This is a genomic window from Streptomyces antnestii, assembly GCF_004005495.1.
Taxonomy (GTDB): Bacteria; Actinomycetota; Actinomycetes; order Streptomycetales; family Streptomycetaceae; genus Streptomyces; species Streptomyces antnestii.
In genome coordinates, this window is the sequence record NZ_RZYA01000001.1 from 949,965 (window position 1) to 971,483 (window position 21,519).

At 68.2% G+C, this 21,519-nt stretch carries 21 protein-coding genes and 2 pseudogenes; 19 read left to right on the top strand and 4 right to left on the bottom strand.

Annotation, left to right across the window (positions count from 1 at the left end):
- The first annotated feature begins 249 nt into the window (after positions 1-249).
- From EOT10_RS03985 to EOT10_RS04010, 8 genes and pseudogenes are all read left to right on the top strand, one after another.
- Positions 250-900, top strand: coding sequence for a hypothetical protein (locus EOT10_RS03985; RefSeq protein ID WP_127826593.1), 651 nt, complete (start codon positions 250-252; stop codon positions 898-900).
- A complete protein-coding gene (locus EOT10_RS03990; RefSeq protein ID WP_127826594.1) occupies positions 897-1,844 on the top strand; it encodes a TRM11 family SAM-dependent methyltransferase in 948 nt (315 codons plus the stop codon). Before EOT10_RS03985 ends, EOT10_RS03990 begins: the two co-directional genes overlap by 4 nt.
- 8 nt (positions 1,845-1,852) lie before the next feature.
- A pseudogene (locus EOT10_RS43045) lies at positions 1,853-2,137 on the top strand (DNA cytosine methyltransferase); the annotation flags it as partial.
- A gap of 76 nt (positions 2,138-2,213) precedes the next feature.
- A pseudogene (locus EOT10_RS43050) lies at positions 2,214-2,381 on the top strand (DNA cytosine methyltransferase); the annotation flags it as partial.
- 636 nt (positions 2,382-3,017) lie between these two features.
- On the top strand, positions 3,018-3,173 hold the full coding sequence (locus tag EOT10_RS41665) for a hypothetical protein (protein WP_223280795.1): 156 nt from the start codon (positions 3,018-3,020) through the stop codon (positions 3,171-3,173).
- Between the two features lie 390 nt (positions 3,174-3,563).
- On the top strand, positions 3,564-4,013 hold the full coding sequence (locus EOT10_RS04000) for a helix-turn-helix domain-containing protein (RefSeq protein ID WP_127826596.1): 450 nt from the start codon (positions 3,564-3,566) through the stop codon (positions 4,011-4,013).
- Positions 4,014-4,731: 718 nt separating this feature from the next.
- Positions 4,732-5,760, top strand: a complete 1,029-nt coding sequence (locus tag EOT10_RS04005) for a tyrosine-type recombinase/integrase (RefSeq protein WP_189491078.1) — start codon at positions 4,732-4,734, stop codon at positions 5,758-5,760.
- A 152-nt stretch (positions 5,761-5,912) separates the two neighbouring features.
- The gene (locus tag EOT10_RS04010) at positions 5,913-6,293 is read left to right on the top strand and encodes a hypothetical protein (protein WP_127826598.1); all 381 of its coding nucleotides are present in this window, start codon (positions 5,913-5,915) and stop codon (positions 6,291-6,293) included.
- A 408-nt stretch (positions 6,294-6,701) separates the two neighbouring features.
- Here EOT10_RS04010 and EOT10_RS04015 read toward each other — a convergent pair whose 3' ends face one another.
- Complete coding sequence (locus EOT10_RS04015; RefSeq protein WP_223280742.1) at positions 6,702-7,562, bottom strand: COG4705 family protein; 861 nt, start codon at positions 7,560-7,562, stop codon at positions 6,702-6,704.
- Positions 7,563-8,505: 943 nt separating this feature from the next.
- Here EOT10_RS04015 and EOT10_RS42815 point away from each other — a divergent pair.
- From EOT10_RS42815 to EOT10_RS04035, 6 genes are all read left to right on the top strand, one after another.
- Positions 8,506-8,718 carry a hypothetical protein gene (locus EOT10_RS42815; RefSeq protein ID WP_317617327.1) on the top strand — a complete coding sequence of 71 codons (213 nt, stop codon included), beginning with the start codon at positions 8,506-8,508 and terminating at the stop codon, positions 8,716-8,718.
- Between the two features lie 506 nt (positions 8,719-9,224).
- Complete coding sequence (locus tag EOT10_RS41085; protein ID WP_189491081.1) at positions 9,225-9,401, top strand: hypothetical protein; 177 nt, start codon at positions 9,225-9,227, stop codon at positions 9,399-9,401.
- Positions 9,401-9,976, top strand: coding sequence for an RNA polymerase sigma factor (locus EOT10_RS04025; RefSeq protein ID WP_127826599.1), 576 nt, complete (start codon positions 9,401-9,403; stop codon positions 9,974-9,976). Before EOT10_RS41085 ends, EOT10_RS04025 begins: the two co-directional genes overlap by 1 nt.
- Entirely contained in the window at positions 9,973-10,725 is a 753-nt protein-coding gene (locus EOT10_RS04030; protein WP_127826600.1) for a hypothetical protein, read from the top strand. The genes EOT10_RS04025 and EOT10_RS04030 overlap by 4 nt, the downstream gene beginning before the upstream one ends.
- 49 nt (positions 10,726-10,774) lie before the next feature.
- Positions 10,775-10,930: a hypothetical protein gene (locus EOT10_RS41090; RefSeq protein WP_189491084.1), complete on the top strand. Its 156-nt coding sequence runs from the start codon at positions 10,775-10,777 to the stop codon at positions 10,928-10,930.
- Positions 10,931-11,333: 403 nt separating this feature from the next.
- Positions 11,334-12,014, top strand: a complete 681-nt coding sequence (locus EOT10_RS04035) for an HNH endonuclease family protein (protein ID WP_223280743.1) — start codon at positions 11,334-11,336, stop codon at positions 12,012-12,014.
- Positions 12,015-13,196: 1,182 nt separating this feature from the next.
- Here the strand turns inward: EOT10_RS04035 and EOT10_RS04045 are convergent.
- Positions 13,197-13,895, bottom strand: coding sequence for a hypothetical protein (locus tag EOT10_RS04045; RefSeq protein ID WP_146003132.1), 699 nt, complete (start codon positions 13,893-13,895; stop codon positions 13,197-13,199).
- Between the two features lie 654 nt (positions 13,896-14,549).
- Here EOT10_RS04045 and EOT10_RS04050 point away from each other — a divergent pair.
- From EOT10_RS04050 to EOT10_RS04060, 3 genes are all read left to right on the top strand, one after another.
- On the top strand, positions 14,550-14,798 hold the full coding sequence (locus tag EOT10_RS04050) for a ferredoxin (RefSeq protein WP_223280744.1): 249 nt from the start codon (positions 14,550-14,552) through the stop codon (positions 14,796-14,798).
- A gap of 226 nt (positions 14,799-15,024) precedes the next feature.
- The gene (locus tag EOT10_RS04055) at positions 15,025-15,390 is read left to right on the top strand and encodes a cupin domain-containing protein (RefSeq protein WP_127826603.1); all 366 of its coding nucleotides are present in this window, start codon (positions 15,025-15,027) and stop codon (positions 15,388-15,390) included.
- Positions 15,387-16,334, top strand: a complete 948-nt coding sequence (locus tag EOT10_RS04060) for an NAD(P)-binding domain-containing protein (protein ID WP_262985394.1) — start codon at positions 15,387-15,389, stop codon at positions 16,332-16,334. The genes EOT10_RS04055 and EOT10_RS04060 overlap by 4 nt, the downstream gene beginning before the upstream one ends.
- Positions 16,335-16,476: 142 nt before the next feature.
- Here EOT10_RS04060 and EOT10_RS04065 read toward each other — a convergent pair whose 3' ends face one another.
- Both EOT10_RS04065 and EOT10_RS04070 read right to left on the bottom strand, forming a co-directional pair.
- Positions 16,477-17,136 carry a TetR/AcrR family transcriptional regulator gene (locus EOT10_RS04065; protein WP_127826605.1) on the bottom strand — a complete coding sequence of 220 codons (660 nt, stop codon included), beginning with the start codon at positions 17,134-17,136 and terminating at the stop codon, positions 16,477-16,479.
- A gap of 181 nt (positions 17,137-17,317) precedes the next feature.
- The gene (locus EOT10_RS04070) at positions 17,318-19,669 is read right to left on the bottom strand and encodes a SpoIIE family protein phosphatase (RefSeq protein ID WP_127826606.1); all 2,352 of its coding nucleotides are present in this window, start codon (positions 19,667-19,669) and stop codon (positions 17,318-17,320) included.
- 235 nt (positions 19,670-19,904) lie between these two features.
- On the opposite strand from EOT10_RS04070, the gene EOT10_RS04075 reads away from it, so the two are divergent.
- A complete protein-coding gene (locus EOT10_RS04075; protein WP_127826607.1) occupies positions 19,905-20,123 on the top strand; it encodes a biotin/lipoyl-binding carrier protein in 219 nt (72 codons plus the stop codon).
- Complete coding sequence (locus tag EOT10_RS04080) at positions 20,120-21,496, top strand: acetyl-CoA carboxylase biotin carboxylase subunit (protein WP_127826608.1); 1,377 nt, start codon at positions 20,120-20,122, stop codon at positions 21,494-21,496. Before EOT10_RS04075 ends, EOT10_RS04080 begins: the two co-directional genes overlap by 4 nt.
- The last annotated feature ends 23 nt before the right edge of the window (positions 21,497-21,519 follow it).

Consider the following 21,519-nt stretch of genomic DNA (forward strand, 5'->3'; position numbering starts at 1 on the left):
CGCGCCCCGGAGCACCCCTGGCACCAGCGCAGTCACACACATCCCGACGGCACAGCGACGCCTTGAGCGTGCCCGATGAGATTATCTGTCGCGTCGGACAATGCGTCAGGTGTGGTGTGCATTGCCTCCCGGAAATTCCTTGGCGGGCTCCGGTGAGTTGATCGAGCGGTTGGCACGATCGGCCGCCGAAAACCTCCTTAATGGAGTGTCAGCACGATTCGGCGCCCGGCCCGCTCAGCGCGCCCACCCATGACCCAGCACCGCACCACGACTACCCCATCGCCGCTGCCGGCCACCGTCTGGCTCCCCGGCCCTCGCGACGCACAGATCTCGCCCACGGCCCCAGCAGTCCTGCCCTCTTGGGCCATCGACAAGATCCGCTCGGAGTTCACTCACCGTCCGGGTCGCACGCCCGCCCCGCTCCTGCGCCTGGCCATCAGCGACACTGACGAGGGCATGGACGCCCGCACCCCGTGCGCGCAATACACCGGCCCCGACTACCCGCACAACTCGTCCCGCACCACGCCGGTGCTCCTCGCGGAACTCCACCCCGCCACCCTCCCCACGACCGAGGTGCACAGCCAGTACGGCAGCGATGAACAAGGCGCCATCGACGACGCCTGGCCCGGCTTCTTCCACCGCGCCCACCGCCTCCTGCGCGGCAACGGCCTCCTGCTACTCGCCACCCGCCAGCGCCGTGACGCCGACCGGCTCACCGACCCCCTCGGCCTCCTCGTGGCGGGCGCCCGAACCGCCGGGTTCCGCTACCTCCAGCACATCGTGATCGTCCACGGCCACCCGGTCGGCGACCGCATCGTGCCCGCCCCACCGGACGACGCCCCGCCCGGGCTCATCCACTGCGACCTGCTCGTCCTGCGGGCACAGGGGAGCCGGCCATGACTCCGTGCCCTCTCTCGGTGTGGAACACCGCCCCCACGTCCGCCCCCGCCCAGCGCAAGGGCCGCTACGTGCCCGGCTCCGCCGCCCACCCCGCCAAGATGCTCCCCGCGATCGCCGCCCACGCCATCACCACCTACACCCGGCCCGGCGGCCTGGTCCTCGACCCGATGTGCGGCATCGGCACCACCCTCGTCGAAGCCGTCCACCTTGGCCGCCACGCCCTGGGCACCGAGTACGAACCCCAGTGGGCCGACCTCGCCGACCGGAACCTGCGCCACGCCGAAATGCAGGGAGCGCCGGGCGCCGGGTCCGTCTACCGAGGCGACGCCCGCCGCCTCGCCACGCTGATCCCGGGCGCGTTCCAGGGCCTGGTCGACCTCGTGCTCACCTCACCCCCGTACGGGGCGAGCGTCCACGGCCAGGTCCGCTCGACCCGCGAGAGCGGCGAACGCGGCGTCGTCAAGAAGGACTACCGCTACAGCCGCGATCCTGCGAACCTCGCCCACGTCAGCCTCGAAACCCTCCTTGAGGCCTTCACCGAAATCCTCACCCAGTGCCGCCACCTTCTGCGCCCCGGCGGCCACGCCGTGATCACCACCCGCCCCTGGCGCGAACGCGGCGAACTCATCGACCTGCCCTCCGCCGTCCTGGCCGCCGCCGAGAACGCCGGACTCATCCCCGTCGAACGCTGCGTCGCTCTCCTGGCCGGCATCCGCGACGGCCAACTCATCGCCCGCCCCTCCTTCTTCCAGATGAAGAACGTCCGCGACGCCCGCCGCCGCGGCCTGCCCCTCGCGGTCATCCAGCACGAAGACACCCTCGTCGTACGACGAGCGGCACACCCGGCCCCGCTCGACGCTCGCCGCCCCCCACGTCCTGTGGGTGGTCCCCCTGGCCCGGCGAACGACACGCACCGCGCGCCACTCGCCCGGGCGGGACGGTGACCTGACCGATGGCCCACCGCATCGCTCACCGTCACGAAACCGGTCTCCGTATAGGCAGCCTGTGCTCGGGAATCGGCGGCCTCGATCTCGGCGTCCAGGCCGCCCTGGGCGGCGACATCGCCTGGCACGCGGAGACCGACCCCAGGGCTGTCCAGATCCTCGCCCGGCACCGACCCAAGGTGCCCAACCACGGTGACATCACCACCATCGACTGGACCACGACCGAACCGGTCTGCGTTCTCACCGCCGGATTCCCCTGCCAGGACCTGTCGGTCGCCGGCCCCCGCACCGGCCTTGTCCCCGGCACCCGCTCCGGCCTGTGGCACACCGTCACCCGCGCCATCCCACACCCTCAACCCCTGCCTGGTGGTGATCGAGAATGTCCGCGGCCTGCTCTCCACCCGAGCCGGAACCCACACCGTTCGCGACGTGGAACCCTGCCCGCGGTGTATGGGAGACCCACCCGCTCAACCCGACATGCGGGCACTGGGCCTGCTACTCGCAGACCTGGCCGACCTCGGGTACGACGCGGCGTGGTGCTGCGTACACGCCTGCGACATCGGCGCCCCGCACCGTCGGGCGAGAGTATTCCTCGCCTCCTGGCCCGCAATGCCCCTGCCAGGAAAGGCTGTTGAAGACGCCGACGGCGAACCTGGGCAGCAACGGGGGCTCCCAGCACCCGGACAAACGCAAGGCCGGGGGCCACGGTCCGAACCTGGCCGACGAGGTCGAGCATCTGCTGCCGACCCCGAGAGCGAGCGACGGTGCCAAGGGCTCTCCGAACCAGCGCTACAGGAACGGCAGTTCCACCCTGGCCTCCACGGCGGCAACGCTTCTTGCCGCGAGACCACTGGGCGGAACACAGGTGCAACCGCAACCTGCCCCGCCACCCCTTGCCGGCACAGGGGCCGCTCCGGGGCGCGGTGTCACCGCGGCCGAGGACATCAGACACCTGCTGCCCACCCCGACCTCGTCGGACGCTCATGGCGGTGCGGGCACCACCCCGAAACGCAAAGGCGGCATGAATCTGCGGACGGCCGTCACTCGCCTGCCCGCTGGTGGGGCGACTTCCTGCCCGCCATCCGCCGATGGGAACACGTAAGTGAACGTGCCGCGCCCAGCCCCACCCAGCCCGGCACCCGCAGGCTCTCCGCCGAATTCGTGGAGTGGATGATGGGCCTGCCCGCCGGCTGGGTCACCGGCACCGGCGAACTCTCCCGAGCCGCCCAACTCCACCTCCTGGGCAACAGCGTCGTTACCCGCCAGGCCGCACACGCCATCAACCTCCTGCTCCCCGACGGCATCCCACCCCACGCCCACCGCATGTGAAGACGCGCGGACGACGCGGGAGGTGAGGAACGACGTGTCCACCCCGCCCGGAAATCACCGGACTACGGGAACGGGCGTGAGGACCTCGCCGAATCGGAGCGTCCACGGTCGGCGCCCAGTACCGTATCTCCACCGCCGACACGGGTGCGCAGCGTCGTCCCTGATCCGGGGCCTCCGGGAGGCACACGACCTTCCGGCCCGGGCCGGCGTGTGCACCGCGAGGTGGCCTGACTGGCCAACTCGTCCCCGCATCCCGGGACCGCTGCCGCACGAGCAATAGACGCCCTGCCCTCGGTTCCGCCCGCCACACATCATGCGGCCATGTGCCGACGTGCTTGTCGCCGCGCGCCGCCGCCCCGGCCTGTGGCCCCCTACTTTCAGGAGCGTGTCATGACCTCCGAATCTGTCGAAGAATCCGCTCAGTCCGACCGTACAGATGTGGACCTCACCTACCTGCTCGCCCTGCCTCCGGGCGAGGCCCCTGCCTCCTCGGACCGGTCCACGCCGCCCATCGGCACACCACCTCGACCCCAGGGCCGTACGACTGCGAGGCCGGGGCGGAGCCGGCGCGGGTCACAGACCTCTCAGCCCGGGCGCATTGCCAAGTCCGCTCCGGCCGACGCCGGGGTGGACGTCAACGACGAGGAGGCGTTGCGGCTGTTCACCGCGGAGCAAGCGGCGGGGCTGCTGCAGGTACCGCCGTCGTGGCTGCGCAAGAAGGCCGCGGCCGGCGCCATCCCGCACACGCGCATCGGCCGCCATCTGCGTTTCAGCGCACATGACTTGCACCGTCTCATCGCGACCGGGCAGTGCGGACCCACCGACGCCCGGCACGGGTGACAACCCGAACACGTGATCCGCTTCCCCTCCGGTGTCCGATGGAGCGTCGATGGTCCGGCGCCCGATGGCGCACATAACCGGGTACTCAACGCCGGGAGCGTCCGCACGTGATGCACATGCAGACGCTCCCGGGCGCCCACCCCACCTCAACCCTGGTGCGGCTACACGCCGCTGGGGCTGAACAAGCAATCTGGAGAATCCGATGGCCTGGGTCGAACGCCGTGGCAACCGCTACCGAGTGCGCTACTGGACACGGGACGGCCGCGCCGAAACCGCCGGAGTATTCCCCACACATGACGCGGCCACCGAGCATGCCGACACCCTCGTCCCCATCTCCCGCACCACCCCACCGCCCGCCGCGAAGGGTGCCGTACCCGGGGCAGGCCGAACCGATCTCGCCAATCCGCCGGCCTACGCGAATCTGCAGCTACTCCAGCCGACGCAGCAGGCCCAGGACACGTATACACCCACCCCCTGGCCGCCGCAGGCGCCCGCGCCCAGGGTCGGCATCGCAGCCCACCCGAGCCGCGACGATCTCCCCCCGGAACAGGAGAGCGCACCGACGGCCGCAGCCATCACCCTTCCCCCACGTGCCCTAACGCCCCACCTCGTGCCCGCCCGGACCACCCGCCCCAGCCGACGGGAACTGTCAACGCCCGCCCCGCTTCCCCCGGACATCGCCCGCATCTCGCCAGCACCGCCGCTCACCGCTACGGCGGTGCTACCTGCGCGACCACTGTTCGAGCCAGTCGAGACACTGCTCACGGACTGGGTGCACCGCTGGTGGCTCACCATCGACGTCGGCCCCAACACCGCCTCCCATTACCGCAGCCTCCTCAAAAACCACATCCTGCCCCGCTGGGGGGCCATGCCCCTGCACCTCATCGCCCCCAGCGACGTCACCGTGTGGCTCAAGTCCCTCCAGCAGCGCTACGCCCGCCCCACCACCACGTCCATCGGCAAACTCTTCGCCCTGGTCATGGCCGCCGCCGTCACCGAACGCCTCATCCCCGACAACCCCGTACGCGTCCCCCGCCAGCGCGGCCGCGAACGCCAGGGCGAGAACCAACTATGGGCCACCGAACACGAGGTCATCTCCCTGGCCCGCCGCATCACCCACCTCACCGGCCCCACCCAGGGCCTCCTCGTGATCACCGCCGCGTACACCGGCATGCGCTGGGGCGAACTCGCCTCACTACGCCGCCCAGCCCACGACCCGCAGGCCGCGACCCTGACCATCCACCCCGACACCGGCAACCTCCTCGAAGTCGACGGCCGACACGGCTACGGCCCGCCCAAAACCGCTGCCTCCGTCCGCACCGTCACCCTCCCGCCCTTCCTCAACGCCCTTCTCCAGCAAGACCTCGCCCGCCACGACCGCGAACACCTCTTCACCAGCACCAAGGGCAAGCTCCTGCGCCGCTCCACCTTCGCCCGCCGAATCTGGGCACCAGCCTCACGCGGCACGACCTTGCCCGACGGCACCACCTGGCCCGCGCTCAAACCCGGTCTCACCTTCCACAACCTCCGCCACACCCACAAAACCTGGCTCATCGAGGACAACATTCCCGAAGTCGCCCAGGCCCGCCGCCTGGGCCACACCCTCAAAGGCATCGCCGATGTCTACGCACACGTAGCAGACAGCGTCGACGCCCGCCTCCTTGCCGCTCTGGAAGCCCGCTGGCAGCGCTCCCTGACCCACCACGCCTTGGCGCACACCCCGACCGCCCAGGACACACCGCAATGAACCAGGGGTGATCGGGCCCGAGGACCGCAGGCCACCGTTTCGGATGACGCCATGCACTTGACGTAGTCATATCTATCCCTCGCCGGGGTGATCACCCCCAAGGAGGCCGTATCCACATGATCAGCACGTGAGTTAGGGCGATCATGCGAAATATGATCAAGGCCGGTCTGACGGCCGCTTCCATCGTCTTGCTCCTCGCTCCCGCCTCCTCGGCGTCAGTGCCGATGAGCGGGGACGACACCGACGGGTCGGTTTCCATCTACGTCGAGGGGAATGGACTGCACGTTGAACGCATTACCGTGTCGTCCGACAAACAGCGCAACGGCGAGAAGTTCCGGGTGTACAAGCACACGGGCAGCTCGGCGAGCAGCTCTAACGTGACCCGCTGGAAGCTGGCCGAGATCACCAGCGCCGGCATGACGAAGTTCGCCTCGGCCTCGTGGAAGATCAACCGATCGTTCCCGAACGGGACGTGGCTGTGCGCTGTGGCCACCAAGTCGTCGGGGAACCCCTGCATCAAGGTGCACGGCTGACCGTCGCGGCCGCTCGCGGACGGGTATGAGCCACATGGCCCGGGCGGATGTGATCCGCCCGGGCCGCCTTGGGTGTTGACACCACATCGAAGTCTCCCGCGGTGGATACACGCTGCTGGCCTGCATGATGGTGACTCTGCCGAGCTGACCGAACGCACTCACCGAACTCGGACGCAGCCACGCTGAGCAATCACTCGAAGTCTTCTCGTGCTCGGCGATCGGATTCCGAAACGCGACGTTCCTTGGATCCCACAAGGTCGAATCAATGTCGCCCCGCGGCACCCGGTCTGGAGTGGGGCTGGGTGAAGACGTCAACCGATCGTGCATCAGACCCTACGGCCCGGGGCCCGCTCCCGGGGCCCGGCTGACGGTCAGCCTCCCTGTCGCGTGACCGGCTCCGCTCCTTGCCTACCGTGCGGCGGTCTGGCGCTCCTGTACCTGAGCATGGGCCATCAGGCCGAGAAGAACGGCGAGCAGGACGGCGGATGAGCCTGCCGTACCGAGATCCAGGCCGCCCTTGGCGACCGGCTTGGTGAGGAAGTCGCCGGCGGTGGCCCCCAGCGGGCGGGTGAGGACGAAGGCGATCCAGAACAGCAGCACGTTCGGTACCGCGGGCACCTTCATCAGCGCCACGAGCACGGCGAGCACCCCAGTAACGAGCAGTGCGCCGCCGGCGTAACCGAGGCCGGAGCTGTCGGAAAGGAAGTCGCCCATCGAAGTGCCAAGGGTGTTGGAAACGAGGATCGCCGCCCAGAACAGTGCCTCTGCCTTGAAGGTGACGATGTCGCGGATCTGGAACGTCATCCCGCTCAGCTTCCAGGCGAGGAAGATCGCCAGGAGGATCGAGATCAGGATGGCTGCTCCTTCCGGATACCCGAGACCGAGGCCCTGCGGTCCCCAGCCGAGCTTCGTCGTACCGTTCGAGAGGAACTGAGCGCTGGCGTCCCGGTTCATGAAGTCGGACATCGTGGTGCCGGCCATGCTGGTCGAAAGAATCACGGTCCAGTAGAAGAACGGGTTGTAGCGCCTGGAGCGCAATTGGACCACCAGCGTCACCACGAAGACCACGAACAGCGCGATCGTGGTCAGGAAGTAGCCCAGTTTCAAGGTCTGCGAGAAAAGGTCGCCCGCCGTCTCACCCAGGGTCGTCGCGGCGATCTTCATGATCCAGAATGCCAGCGTGACCTCGGGCAATTTCTTCATCACCGACTCGGTCCTGTCCGACGTGGTCGCCACGTCGAGGCCGGTGATGACCTCTGATTCCTCCACCCAATGTCTCCTCTCCGGTCGAACGACAGGGCGCTCGCCCCCGGAAAGAGGGACGAGCGCCCTGTGAGATGTGCCGGCCACGGACTGCGGCCGATGCCCCGACCGTGACACAGGGATCCAGCAGGTCGGAACGCGTGTTGGGCGGCCGCACGGCTCGCCATGGGGCTCAATGTCACCGTCGCAAGAGCGCCCAACTGTGACTGAGCACCGAAGTTGGCCGGGCTGGACAAGTACGGGGCACAGCTCACTCCGACGCCCTCGCCTGAGCCCATGCCTGCGGTCGCCTCACGACGATGCGGGCTGCGGGTGCCGACTGGCGTCGAGCGGGGTCCCGAAGGCATCTGTGACGCAGTCCCTCGATTCCAGCAGACGCGAGTTCAACGCGCGCGGGTCCACGTGACGCGATCAACACCTCATGCGCAACTACCTCGACCGCGCCCGCGAGGGTGACAGCCTTCCGGCCCAAGCCATCACGATGATGCGCTCACTGAACCTGGCCCTGGCCGGAGATCCGTGAAGCCTCAAATCAGTGGTCGAATGCGGGAAGGTTCCTGCCGGGAAGTTCTCGATCACGGGGGTTCGCTCGCTCGATGATGTTCTGTTTCCCGAGACCGATGTCCGATTGGAGCGGGTGAGCGTCACCGCGGAGGCCTCGTCGTGAAGGTCGCAGCTTGCGAACCGTAGCCACAGTGCCCGGACTGCCGTTCTCGGGCCCGGCGGGTTCACACGACGTATGAGCGCGGACTTGCCGAACACCCCCTGGACGGGGCGAGGTTGATGGTCCGGTTGCAGGTCCGTCGCTTCGTGGCGGTGCCCGAGCCGGCCGACGCCGATCCGGAGCCCTGGGCCGCCACGACCGCTGGACCGCCGCGTACCCGGGAGACGGCCTCGGACGGCCACCGCCGCGCTCGCCGCGCACCAGGAGGCGACGCCGCCGTCCCGCGTGGACCAGGCTATCGCGGAGGCGGTGGAGCGGCCGAACGCCGTGATGCGAGAGCTGTCCCAGCGCGCGTTCCCCAAGCCCGACGTCGTTCCGGGCGACGCCGCCAGGCCGCTGCGATTGAAGCCGCAGCTGTGCGCCGGGCAACCGTCGTCGCTGCGACAACTCCTTCTGCTCGGCAGGCGTCCGGTGGGGTGGCACGAGCCGATGTCGTGATTGATGAAGGTGGTTGTGATGAGGGGCTGCAAATTTTCACGGCGCGGGGCAGGGCCTCGGGATCGCGAATATTTTCGATCAGACTCTGTCACTACCGAGCGCAACATGCCTGGGTATGGATCAGTCGCCCGGCCGACCCTCGCGAGGGTGGCTGATATATGCATTTCACTTGGCGCGGAACGGCCGAGTCCTCCGGATCCCTTCGCCGGGTGGCACAGAGTGCCTTGTCAGAGCGGTTGTGCCCCGGCGCAGGGTGGCGAACAGGTGGCGATAAACCGGGAGTTGGCATGCCCTCCACGTGGGATGGGTCACACCCCAAATTTTCGCGGAACGTAAGCCGCAGGTCACACGCTGTGTAACTGAATCGAAGGGCATCATCCGTTTACGGCTTGGGCAAACGGTTAACTCTGAGCGCCTCGCGATCGGTTCTATAGGCACGACGCGATGAGGCGTTCGCAGGCGCATCCGGCTTGAGCACGGACCTGCGCATCCACTGAGGAGACACCATGAGGCAGAACCGCGTCGGGCAGCGGGAACTCGAAGGCTTCCGCACCCCGCGCTCGCACCAGGCAGCGACGGCCATCGGCGCAACAACGCGCCGTACCCTCCAGCGCCCCGCTACGGCCCGCCAGGCCTCCGTGGGCCGCACGCACTCGTGCGCCGTCCGTTCCGAGGGGGCCTGATGAGCGACGCGGACGCGTCCGACCAGGAGAACCCCGTCGCGCAGAGCGCGCACGACGCCGCCTTCGACGAGTTCTTCCGGCAGAACAAGGACTACTTGCTGCGCTACCTCGTGGTGCGCACCCGCACCGTCTTCGACGCCGACGAGATCCTCATGGACGCCGCCATACGCGTATACGAGCGCTGGCCCTACATCGAGGCGAGCCGGAACCGCCTGGGCCTGGTCCGCAAGATCGTGCACGGCTTCTGGGTCGATCATTACCGTCGCCAGGCCCGTCGCGCCGGCCGGGAGATCCTGGCCGACGACATCCAGACCCTTGTGTCTGACGGCGGCACCATCGACGAACTCCTCAAGCTTCGCGGCTACGAGGAGCTCCACCGGGCCATGGCCACGCTCGAGCGCACTGCGCCCACCCAGGCCCGCTGCGTCCGGCTGCACTACTTCGAGGGACTGGCGTCCGCGGAGATCGCTGAGCAGACCGGCAGTACCGCGGCCGCCGTCCGTACCAACCTCAGCAAGGGCCGCGTGCACCTGCGCCGTCTGCTCCGGCCGACCAGGAACGAAGGAGAACGATGAGCAACCACCGCCTGGACGAGCTCAACGCCGACCACAGCGCGGACGACCTCGACGTAGAGGAGCTGCTGCTCGCCGAGGCCCGCGTTGTGGAGGACATGGTCTCCACGCACGACACCGCGGATTTCATGAGCCGCCTGGCCAAGCGCATCGCCGCCGAAACCCCCCGCCCCCCGCGCGTCCGTCGCGCCACAGGAGGCGACAGCGACCGGGGCCGGGAGCCCGCCACCGCGCAGCCGCCGACCGCCCGCCATGACGCCGTCCGACCCCGCAGCCGTCGGGCCCGGCGCCGCCGCCCGCTCCCGATCGTCCACCGCAACCTTCTCTCCCACCCCCGCGCCACACAGACCTACCTCCTCGAGGTCTGCGAGACCGTGCTGTGCTCCCAGGAACACGAGCAGTTCGACCTGTACGAACGCGCCGGTGCCCGCACCTTCGCCTGCCTGCTCTACCTCCTGGGCCGCCGCCACAGCGCCGTCTTCTGGTGGGGCTTCGCCGCCGGCGCTGACGACGCCCTCGCCGCGCACCTGCTCGCCACCCACTACGCGATCGACAACACCGGCCTCAACCAGGCCCGGGCATGGCGCTGGTACGCCCGCTTCCTCGGCTACCGAAGGCGTCGGCACCTGCCCCAACTCATCCAGGACATCGCACCGCCCCGTGACCAGATCGCCGCCGACCTCGTCACCAACTACCCCTGGACCGACATCATGCGCACCTTCATCGACAACCCCCGCCTTGTCGAGATGTGAACACCCATCAGTTCCGCATTCGTAGGCATCCACACTTCGAGGAGTCCCCATGTCTGATTCGGCAGCCCCTTTTGAGCCGCCCCCAGCGCCCCGACGGCGCCGCGCATTACGTGTCATCCTCGCCCACCTGGTGCGCGGGCTGGCGTACGGAGCGGGCACCGCGCTCACCGGCCTGCTCGCGTACTGGGTGCAGACGCACCTATAGCCTCGCAGTCGACGAAGAACGGCTACCCGCGGCGGCATCACAAACCACGATCTGCTCCTCGCTTGCGGGAAAGGCCGGGTACCGGGACGGGTGCTCGGGCATCGCCGGGGCAGAGGTCGCGCCGCCGGGTATCACCCACGAGCTGTCAGCAGTCGGAAGAACTACTTCCAGTATCCCCGTCAGGCGTCATGCGGCAACGCTCGTACGATTTCCGCCCGAGCCAGCACAGGTATGCCGAAGTGCCCCGACGGCCACTACGCTTTCCCAGGGCCGAACTTGAGCACATCTTGCGACGATCCGACTTACCGTCCGCCCGAGCGACATGAGTGCCGTCTGCGGCACGTCGTGCGCCACGGACTCGGTACGAAGATCACGACCAGTTTCGTGCTCTTCGAGGAGTCTCGTGCGCGCCCTTTCCCGCACCATCACCCTGCTCGCCGCCATCGCCGCCCTCACCATCCCCACGGCCAATGCGCAGGCTGCACCCGGCCCGTTCGGCAACCCTGGTGACATCCTCACCATGCCGCTGCAGAACGCTCTGAAGGCGCTCCCTGTGCAGGCCGAGGACCGCACCGGCTACCAGCGCACCAGCTTCAAGCACTGGACCGACGCCGATAAGGACGGCTGCAACACCCGGGCCGAGGTACTCAAGGCGGAAGCGTTCAGCACGCCCGAACAGGGGCCGAAGTGCAAGCTGTCCGGCGGCGAGTGGTACTCCGCATACGACAACCAGTACCTCGACGCCCCCGGAAAATTGGATGTTGACCACCGCGTTCCGCTCGCCGAAGCGTGGGACTCGGGTGCGGGGGAGTGGACCGCGAAGGAGCGCGAGGCGTACGCCAATGACCTCGGCGATGACCGCTCTCTGATCGCGGTCTCCGCGAAGACGAACCGGTCGAAAGCCGACCAGGACCCGTCCACGTGGATGCCGCCGTTCGCCGGCGACCGGTGCGAGTACATCACCGACTGGATCGCCGTGAAGGTCCGCTGGCAGCTCACCATCGACCCGTCCGAAGAATCCGCGCTGTCCGAGAACGCGGCCACCTGCCCCAACGCGCCGGTCAAGGTCACACTCGCACGCTGACCGCCCTCGAGCCGCCCGCCCGCGCACGCCCCCAAGTCTCATGCGGTGGCGACCAGTGTTCGGGTACGACGTACCCGAACACTGCTGGGGTGGGAGCGAACACACGCGCAAGCGCGCCTGGTCTCACAGATCCAGAACCTGGCGCAGAAGCTCTCGCGCAGCACCCCCTGCTGCACCCTTCCCGATCCACCTGGCCAGTGCCCTCGTCGCCTGAGCCACCCAGAGTCCTCCCCGCGGGACTGCTTCGACTCCGCCAAGCCCGTGACCTGGCCGGATGGCTTGTCGGCACCCGCAGGGCCAGCAGCCGGAGTCGACCTAGTGCCGCGGGCGGGAGCGGGGTGAGCAGTGCGCCTAGGAATGCGCGGTCCGCGGCGTGGAAGCGGGGGCGTTTTCCGTCGAGTTGCCGTTGCAGGAGGCCGAGTTGGTGGCGGAGGGCCTCGTCTCGGCGTCCTTCTCGCGGTCGGTCATCGACAGTAACCGTAGTGCTGCGAAGGTCTGGGTCACGGCGAGGTAAACGATGCGGACAAGCTTGAGCAGCGATCATGCCGGATTGCGAACGGTCACGTCGTGGCTGAGCTGACCTGCGTGGGTGTAATTTCCGGCACGCACAGCTCGGCCAGGTGGACGTCGTGCCAGTGCAGGCCGAGTGCTTCGCCGCGGCGCAGCCCGGGATCATCAGCTCGAATAGGTCAGTGAGCTGGTCGGCGTAGGCGGTGGCGTTGTGCAGCAGGAAGGCGGCCGCCTGCGCCAGGGTCCAACACCTGCCGCTCTGGCGCGGCGGGCTGGGCGGGTATGGCGTAGGCGGCGGGGTTGTAGGCCAGGTGGCGGGTGCGTACAGCGGCGTTGAGTGCGGTCCGCAAGGTGCCGGCGGTTCGGTAGAAAGTGACGGGCCCGCGTCCGGCGGCGCGCTGGCTGGCCAGCCCCTCCTGAACGTGCCGGGCGCGCAGATCGAGCCGGCGCAGCGGGCCGAAGCCGGGCAGCAGATCGTAGTAGACGGCCCGGGTGTAGCCGACCAGCGTGGGTCGCTACGGCGATCGTCGCCTTCTCGCCGTGCGACGACCCTGGGGTGTCTCGGCGCCACTCTCGAGACAAACACTGCGAGCAACGCGCGCTCTCCCGGCGACGGGTCGTCGAGTACATGGCCGCCGGCTACCTCGGCGAGACGTCGGGGAGAGGGCAGGGTCATCTCGCCTTGCTGCGTGCGGACTCGAACGCTGTCAGCGGATCGCCTTCGACGTGCCAGGGCCAGCTGGTGACTCTCCCACCGATGGCATCGAAGACAGGAGCGGCTTCGCGTCGCTTGTTGGCGACGGTCAGTGCGTAGGTGAGCAGGTTCAGATCGGCCAGGGTCGCGGCATGGCTGAAGAACGCCGGCTGGGGCCACGTGGTCTGTGCCCGCTCCAGGAGCTCAGCCGCCTGCGGAACGCTCCAGCGGCTGGGGGCCAGAAGCGCTTCCGCACCGCCACGGGCCACCGCGGCGTGAAAGTGTGTCACGTGGACTCTGAGGTCCACAGAGGCACAGGGCGCGTTCGCCGGCATCCGTGGCCGCACCGAGTCGACGAACTCGACCATCTGCGCTGTCGATCCTGATTCTTGGGGGCTCAGATAGGCGAGCATGCTCAGGTACGCCTCGCGATGCCATCGATCCCGCGTCAGGATCTCGTTCCAGGTCGCGTAGACGTCTGCCCTGCCATGACGTTCCAGGCGTGCGACGCCCAGCATCACGACCCAGGGTGCGGGGTCCCGCGGGTCGAGTTCCGCCACCAGCAGGCATCGTTTCCACATCGAGGATGCGTCGGCCAACTCCCCGGCCGCGCGGGCCCGTTCGAGTTCGGACCAGGACTGCAGGAGCAGGGCGTTCGCGTTGCGTGGCTCCCGCATCGCCCAAGCGGTGGGCAGGTGCGACTCGGAAAGGAAGCCGGCAAGGACGGACAGGCGGTGTGTCCTGCGGTCGAAGTCCCCTGGGCTTTGCTCCAGGAATCGTGCTAGCTGAGCCACACAGATGTCCGTCGTCCCGGGGGTGCTGGACCGGGTCGTCGAGATCAGACGCTTCAGGAGTCTGCCCAGATCGGCGTCGTCGAGTTCCGGGGCGAGGCGTGGACGTCTGACGCGGTTTGGAAGCAATGGCATGCACGCATGCTAGGAGTGGCGCAACGTCACGCAACGTACGCACCTGGATCGTTACCGGATGCTTGCCGCAAGCATCGTTACCCGCCCGTATGGCGAGACATGTACCAACGGTGCTGCTCCTTGGCCGCGGGTACGCGACTCGTGGGTGAGGAGGCATACCTGCTGAACGTCGGCTTCGAGCAGGCCAACCCGAAGAACGCGTTTCTGAGCGGAGTCCTGTTGCCCGCGACCTCGGCCGAACGCGCCTGTGTGCAACTTGCACACGGGCGGACTCTGATTCTGGAGCATGCTGTTGTGGCAACCGACTGCTCTGGAGCTCGACAATGAGATCCGGATGACCGCCTGCTGCCCGACGCGAGCTGCAGGTCTGTCAGGGTCGGCGATTCTCTGAATAGAGCCAATGTCATGACGATGAAGCGCAGTGTCGATCTCGCCGAGTGCTTGGGTTACGCCTGCTGCATGCGCGAGTCGCCGAACTTGTTCGACATTCGTGACGACAGCGGGTTGGCGACTCTGCTCGTCGAGGGTCCAAGCGACGACCAACGGGATGAGGCCGAGCGGGCGGTGCGAGTGTGTCCGGCCGGTGTCAATGCCGTTGAGGGACTGCGGACTGCGGACTACCAGGAGAAGATAGTCCGGATCAGCGGCGAATAGGCGCTTCCCGGCGGGGTCAACGGCGGCCTCGACCTCGCCAGCGTCCCGGACTGCGTGCACCCAGCTACGTCAATGGTGGTGCGCTGATGGGCATTGGTCTCGCCGACTGGCTCGGCCGCCGCAAGCTCGGCGCGAGTTGAGATCTGGTCCGGGTTCGCGACGCGCACCTCGTGATGTCGTCGGCATCGTGTCACGCGACCCCGCAGTCAAGAGGAAGGTTTCCACCATGACAGACATCGTTGACAAGATCCGCTTCGATGCAACCGGCGTCGAGTTCGTGCCGATCAGCCTCGAGGACGCGGGCATGACCGCGATCGAGGGCGATCCGCAGCCGCGGGTGTGCACGCTCGTTGCCACCGAACATGTCTGGATCGGGCTCAGCAAGGTGGAGCCGAGTGTGCAGAAGCTGAAGGTGAACAACCACTCGGTGCTGACCTTCATCGAGGGTGAGGGAACGCTGACGGTCGACGGGAAGAGCCGGGAGATCGTTGCAGGCGACAGCGTCGTCTTCCAGCCGGGCGTCGAGGCTCACTGGGAGTTGCGAACGCCGCTGCGGGACTGGTTCGTCATGTACGGACCCTTCGAGAGCTGACAGGCCGTGCTCCTGCGGGGTACTGGCCACTTCGATTGGAACAGGAGGGAAGAACGATGACGCGGAACGTTCGCACGCACGCTGTCGTGGTCCTTGGCTGCGGTCTGATGGGCGCGGCGGTCGCACGTACCCTGGCTCGCACCGGCACGTCGGTCGCCGCCTGGAACCGCACCCACAGCAAGGCCGTGGCGCTGGCTGACGACGGCGTGACGGCCATCGCCGACATCCATGAGGCCGTCAGGGCGGCGCCGTTGATCATCGCGGTGACGGCGGACTACGAGGCGCTCTGGTCGAACATCGCAGGCGCAACCGGGTGGCAGGGCGCGACGCTGGTCAACCTGGCCACAGGGACGCCGGACGAGGCCGATCGGATGCACGCCCGCATCACGGCCATGGGCGCGCGGTACCTGGACGGCATGGCGGCCTGCTATCCGGAGGGTATCGGGTCGCCCGAGGCATTCCTCAGCTACGCCGGGTCACCGGAGGCGTGGGCCGAGTATTCTGGTGTGCTCCGTCGGCTGGGTGGCCAGACCCATCATGTCGCGGCTGACCCACGGGTCTCGATGCTGATGTCTGTCTGGTACTCGGCGTTCTACGTACCTGCGCTCGCGGCCTACGTCGAGGCGGTCGGCTTCGCCGCGGACCAGGGCATCAGCCGTGAGGATATCGATACCCTGACGCCGCTGCTGATCGACCTTGTGGGGCACGCGGCGCCGGAGATCTCGGCTGCCGTCACCACAGGGGAGCACGCGACCGATCAGGCGACCATCGACACTTTCTACGATGGCAGCGTCCCCGTACTGAACGTGATGCACGACGCCGGCCATCACGCCCGGATGTACAGCGCCGCACTGGCGAGCATGAGCGCTGCCCGCGAACTCGGCCTCGGGGATCAGGGCTATTCCGCGCTTGCCACCTGTGGCATTTCCCGACCTGTGGATTAGCGCACTTTTCCACCGAGGGTCCTGGAAGCCTTTTGCCATTTCTTCGGTGTTCAGGCTGCGGTTCTCGGTCGCGAACGCGGGTCGGCGGCAGGTTGCACCACGTAGAGCTTCCAAAATTGGTGCGGATCTTCAGCGCGCCCGCCTACACCTCTGCGATGTCGGTTCGCGCGCCGGCCATGCGCCAGGCCAACACCACGTACTCCTCGGCGACGGCCTCGGGATCGAGGCGCCCACCCGGGCGAACCCACTCGTTGACGTGCTCGCACATCGCGATGATCGCGAATGCGGTGGCGCTGGTGTCGGCGAGGGTGAAGTCTCCCGCAGTGTCGCCGTCGCGCAACGTGGTGGAGAAACGCTCGTAGGTCACACGTTGCATCGTTCTCAATGTGTCCTGGTGCTCGGGCGTGAGAAGGTGTGCGGCCTCGGCCATGCCGACCAGCGAGGCGTACCCGGCCGCGTCGGTGCTTGCGGAGAGCTGCGTCAGTACGTATTTCCTGACCAGGTCGGCGAGGCGCTGGACCGGGGCGGCGTGCTGCGAGTCCACGATCCGGGCGAAGGCGGTCAGCCGCTCCTCGATCAAGGTGAAGAGAACGGCCTCCTTCGACGGGAAGTGCCAGTAGAGCGCGGGCGCCGAGATGCCGATGGCCTTGCCTATCGCGGACGTGCTGGTGCCCGCATAGCCGCGGCTGAGGAAGAGGTCCCGCGCCGTCGAAAGGATCCGCGCGCGCGTGTCGTTGTTCGCATCGGCGTCGTCGACGTGGTGAGAACTCTGCTGTCCGGTGCTCGCAGGCTGGGCGGTCACACGGTGATCCTACGTGATTCCCCGTACCCTCGGTGAGCGCGATAATTGAAGGAGCTTTCGAAGGAAAAGGAACTTGGGGGCATTATGGAGCCTCGGAGGCTTTCGCCTTAACGACGTAAAGGCGCGGCACATGTGCGTGGTCGCCCGCACAGGCCGAGATCGGGTCGGATGATCGGCGCCGTCAGCCGTGGTTCGTCGGCACCTCTGTCCAGATGGTCTTGCCGCCGCGGGTGTACCGGGTGCCCCAACGACCCGTCAACTGGGCGACCAGGAAGAGGCCGCGACCACCCTCGTCGTCGGGACCGGCGTGCCGCAGGTGGGGCGAGGTGTGGCCGCCGTCGGAGACCTCACAGATCAGAGCCCCGTCCTGGTCGCGAAGCAGGCGCAACAGCACCGGCGGCCTGCCGTAACGGATGGCGTTGGTCACCAGCTCGCTCACCATCAGCTCGACGACGAACGACAGTTCCTCCAGGCCCCAGGCCGTCAACCGGTCCGCGGCCCAGGCGCGGGCTGCCGCCACCTCGGCGGGGTCGCTGGACACCGAGAGGCTGGCCATCTGGTCGGTCTCCAGTGCATGGGCCCGGACGACCAGCAGGACCGCGTCGTCCGGCGCGGGATCGTTGGCGTGCCAGGCCATGATCAGATCCCGCGTCTCCTGGGGGGACAGGTCCTGGTGACGGTCGAGGTTCCGGCAGAGCTCCACCACACCGGCCTCGGCGTCGGCCTGCTTCCGGCCCGCCACGAGTCCGTCGGTGAACAGCACCAGCAGAGCATTCTCGGGCAGCTCGAACTCAACGCTCTCGTAGGGAAGTCCGGCCACCCCCGCGACGCCCAGGGGCAGTCCGACGGGGACATCGATCGGAAGCGAGGCGCCGTGCTCCTGGACGAGCAGCGGCGGCAGATGCCCGGCGCTTGCCACGGTGCAGCGACGGCTGACCGGGTCGTACACCGCGTACAGGCACCGGGCTCCGATTGCCAGGTCCTCCGGGGAATCGGCGCCGGGGTCGAGCCCTATGGATGCCTGGGCGACCAGGTCGTCGAGACGGCTCAGCAGCTCGTCCGGCGGGAGATCCAGTCCGGCCAGGGCTCTGACCGTGGTGCGGAGCCGTCCCATCGTCGCGGCGGCGTGCAGTCCGTGGCCGACCACGTCGCCGACCACGAGTCCCACCCGCAGGCCGGACAGCGGAATCACGTCGTACCAGTCGCCGCCGACGCCCGGTGGACCGGCGGTCGGGGCGTAGTGGTGCGCGACCTCCACGGCGCTGGGCACGGCCAGGGCGCGGGGGAGCAGCTGGCGTTGCAGGACGAGGGCGGTGGCGCGCTGGTGTACGTAACGACGGGCGTTGTCGAGGCTGATGGCCGCATACGAGACCATCTCTTCGGCCAGGGCCACATCGACCGCGCTGAACGGATCCCGGGGCGCGATCCGGGTGAAGGTGACGTGGCCGAGTTCCGCGTCGCCGATCCGCAGGGGCAGGACGATCTGCCGGGAGCCGTCGCGCGCCTCCGCCGATCGCCACTGGACGGGCGGTGCCTGCGCGGGCGGCGCCGACGAGGGCGGGGAACTCTCCGCCACCGGCACGAGCAGAGGCGGCAGTGGACCGGGGGTGGCCGGAACGTCCCCGCCGGCGAGGACGGTCTCGACGAGTTCGACCCGGGCGGCGTCCGCGAAGTCGGGCACGGTGAGGGTGACCAACTCCTGCGCCGTGCGTGTCACGTCCAGCGTCCGGCCGAGGGTGCTGCAGCTGCCCAGCAGGGCCAGACGCTGCTGCGCCTCGTAGCGCCCGGTGATTTCGTACGCCGACTCGCAGACCCCGAGCACGCGGTCCGCGGGGTCCTGAAGCCGGAAGTAGGTGGCGGACCAGACCCGGTGATGCGCCGGGTCCTGCGGGACGACTCCGCGAAAGTGCAGGTCCACCACGGGTTCGCCGGTGCGGTAGACCTGGTCGATGATCTCTTCGACCGAGAGGTGCTGGAACTCCGGCGTGAGGATTTCGCCCTCCAGCATGTCAGGGGCGACGTCACGCAACAGGTGGCCGATCGACCCCCGCGGGACGCCCATCCGGGCCACCGCGTCGTTGAACCAGCGGACGCGGGTGTCCTGGTCGTAGACCGTCAGCGCAAGGGGCGACTGGGCGAAAAGGCCGGCCAGCATGGCTTGGTCCTGGTTCCAGCGCTCCATCTCGTCCGCGGGCACGGCGACAATCACCCAGCCTTGTGATGCCCGGCGCGGCCCCGGTGCGGGAACGTAGAGCACCGCCCGAACGTGGGTCCCCGCCCGGTGGCGCAGCAGGCGTGTCTGGCCCCAGCATTCCAGTCGCTGGTCCGGATCGATGAGGGGGCCGCCGTCCAGCGGCACGAAGAACGTGCGGACTGGCTTTCCGATCACCTCCTCGGGGCTGAAGCCGAGAAGCTCCTGGGCCGCGTGGTTCCAGCCGATCACGATTCCGTGGGCGTCCACGACCGCGGTCGCGGTCGTCGCGAGGCTGAGCGGACTGCCGAGGGTCGGTTCATTTGGTGTGGGTGTCGCCATGACGACCTGCCTTGGGGAATGAGCCCGCCTCTGTGATCACGCTACCGGCATCTCAAGACGGTCGCCCGACGTGGTCGACGGCCGATGGTGCCTGACATCGATCTCGGCTACCGGGTGCACTGTGCACTGAAGGCGGTCCCGATACGCGGCAGATCGACGCAGCGCACACCCGGTGATGTCCGCGACGGTTGGACCGGCAGAGACGCTGGTCAGTCCGACCTTGAGAGGAGAACCGATGAGCAGCTGCGTGATCACCGCTGACACCCCCGCGACCGTATGGAAGGTCCTCGCCGGGGAGGGTGACACCGTCAGTGACGGCGACACCCTGATGATCCTCGAGGCCATGAAGATGGAGATCCCTGTGGAGGCCGAGCAGGACGGCGTGGTTGCACGGATCCTCGTTGCCGAGGGAGACCTCGTGGAGATGGATCAGCGGCTGGTCGAGCTGGTATGACGGAGCAACACGTGCGCTACTTCAACCGGGTGCTGGTTGCCAACCGCGGAGAGATCGCGCTGCGGGTGATCCGAACCCTGCAGGAACTCTCGATCGCGTCGGTCGCTGTCTACTCCGACGCGGACACGGACTCGGCTCACGTCGTAGCCGCCGACCATGCCGTGCACATCGGTGGATCGCCCGTGGCGGAGAGCTACCTGCGCATCGACCGCATCATCGAGGCGGCCCTCTCGTCCGGCGCAGACGCCATTCACCCAGGATACGGACTGCTGTCGGAGAATCCGGACATGGTCGAGGCGTGCGAGCGCGCCGGTCTGGTCTGGATCGGGCCGTCGGCGAGCGCGATGCGTGCCATGGGCTCGAAGCTGAATGCCCGACGCCTGATGATCAAGGCCGGGGTGCCCGTCGTCCCCGGGGGGACGGAGCCGATAGCGGACGAGGAGGCCGCCCTCGCCGCTGCCGAGTCCCTCGGATATCCAGTGGCGTTCAAAGCATCCGGAGCCGGTGGCGGCAAGGGCTTCCGTGTCGCGCACCACGCATCCGACGTGCCGGCCGCCTTCACCGGAGCGGCGGGCGAGGGTGAGCGGTTCTTCGGGGATCCGACGGTCTACGCCGAGCGCTATCTCGCGAACCCCCGCCACGTCGAGGTGCAGATTCTCGCCGACCAGCACGGGTCGGTCATCCACCTGCACGAGCGCGACTGCTCCGTGCAGCGGCGCCACCAGAAGCTCGTCGAGGAGGCACCGGCGCCGGCGGTGAGCGCCGAACTGCGCGCGGCCATCGGCGAGATCGCGATCGCCGCGGCTCGATCCACGGGGTACGTCTCGGCCGGCACGATCGAAGGCCTGCTGGACGGAGACCAGTTCTACTTCCTCGAGATGAACACGCGGATCCAGGTCGAGCACCCGGTGACGGAGATGATCACGGGGGTCGACATCGTCGCCGAGCAGCTGCGCATCGCGGCCGGCCATCCGCTCACGTTGGCCCAGGAAGCTGTACGCCTCAGCGGCCATGCCATCGAGTGCCGGATCAACGCGGAGAACGCGGCCAAGAACTTCCTTCCCTCGCCGGTTCGGATCGGGGACTATCGCGAGCCGTCCGGAGAGGGAGTCCGTGTCGACTCGGGTGTCCGAGCGGGCGATGCCGTGCACCAGTGGTACGACCCCTTGATCGCCAAGCTCGTGGTCTGGGCCGAGGACCGGGATGCAGCCACGGACAGGATGCTGGCTGCGCTGCGTGACTTCACGATCAGCGGTCCGGCGACCCTGCTGCCCTTCCATGCGGCACTGCTGAGCACGGATCAGTGGCGACGGGGAGAAACCTGCGCCGACCTGTTGGCCGATCGCGCATGGCTGAGAAGCACTGCCGGGTGAACGGGTCTGCGGCCTGCTGGACG

Excerpts from the sequence above, each read along its gene's own strand:
- EOT10_RS04030 (WP_127826600.1), top strand. The coding sequence starts at position 9,973 with ATGAGCAACCACCGCCTGGACGAGCTCAACGCCGACCACAGCGCGGAC.
- EOT10_RS41665 (WP_223280795.1), top strand. The coding sequence starts at position 3,018 with ATGGGCCTGCCCGCCGGCTGGGTCACCGGCACCGGCGAACTCTCCCGA.
- EOT10_RS04070 (WP_127826606.1), bottom strand. The coding sequence starts at position 19,669 with ATGGCGACACCCACACCAAATGAACCGACCCTCGGCAGTCCGCTCAGC.
- EOT10_RS04055 (WP_127826603.1), top strand. The coding sequence starts at position 15,025 with ATGACAGACATCGTTGACAAGATCCGCTTCGATGCAACCGGCGTCGAG.
- EOT10_RS04075 (WP_127826607.1), top strand. The coding sequence starts at position 19,905 with ATGAGCAGCTGCGTGATCACCGCTGACACCCCCGCGACCGTATGGAAG.
- EOT10_RS03985 (WP_127826593.1), top strand. The coding sequence starts at position 250 with ATGACCCAGCACCGCACCACGACTACCCCATCGCCGCTGCCGGCCACC.
- EOT10_RS03990 (WP_127826594.1), top strand. The coding sequence starts at position 897 with ATGACTCCGTGCCCTCTCTCGGTGTGGAACACCGCCCCCACGTCCGCC.
- EOT10_RS04010 (WP_127826598.1), top strand. The coding sequence starts at position 5,913 with ATGATCAAGGCCGGTCTGACGGCCGCTTCCATCGTCTTGCTCCTCGCT.
- EOT10_RS04000 (WP_127826596.1), top strand. The coding sequence starts at position 3,564 with ATGACCTCCGAATCTGTCGAAGAATCCGCTCAGTCCGACCGTACAGAT.
- EOT10_RS41085 (WP_189491081.1), top strand. The coding sequence starts at position 9,225 with ATGAGGCAGAACCGCGTCGGGCAGCGGGAACTCGAAGGCTTCCGCACC.
- EOT10_RS04025 (WP_127826599.1), top strand. The coding sequence starts at position 9,401 with ATGAGCGACGCGGACGCGTCCGACCAGGAGAACCCCGTCGCGCAGAGC.
- EOT10_RS04080 (WP_127826608.1), top strand. The coding sequence starts at position 20,120 with ATGACGGAGCAACACGTGCGCTACTTCAACCGGGTGCTGGTTGCCAAC.
- EOT10_RS41090 (WP_189491084.1), top strand. The coding sequence starts at position 10,775 with ATGTCTGATTCGGCAGCCCCTTTTGAGCCGCCCCCAGCGCCCCGACGG.
- EOT10_RS04045 (WP_146003132.1), bottom strand. The coding sequence starts at position 13,895 with ATGCGGGAGCCACGCAACGCGAACGCCCTGCTCCTGCAGTCCTGGTCC.
- EOT10_RS04050 (WP_223280744.1), top strand. The coding sequence starts at position 14,550 with ATGACGATGAAGCGCAGTGTCGATCTCGCCGAGTGCTTGGGTTACGCC.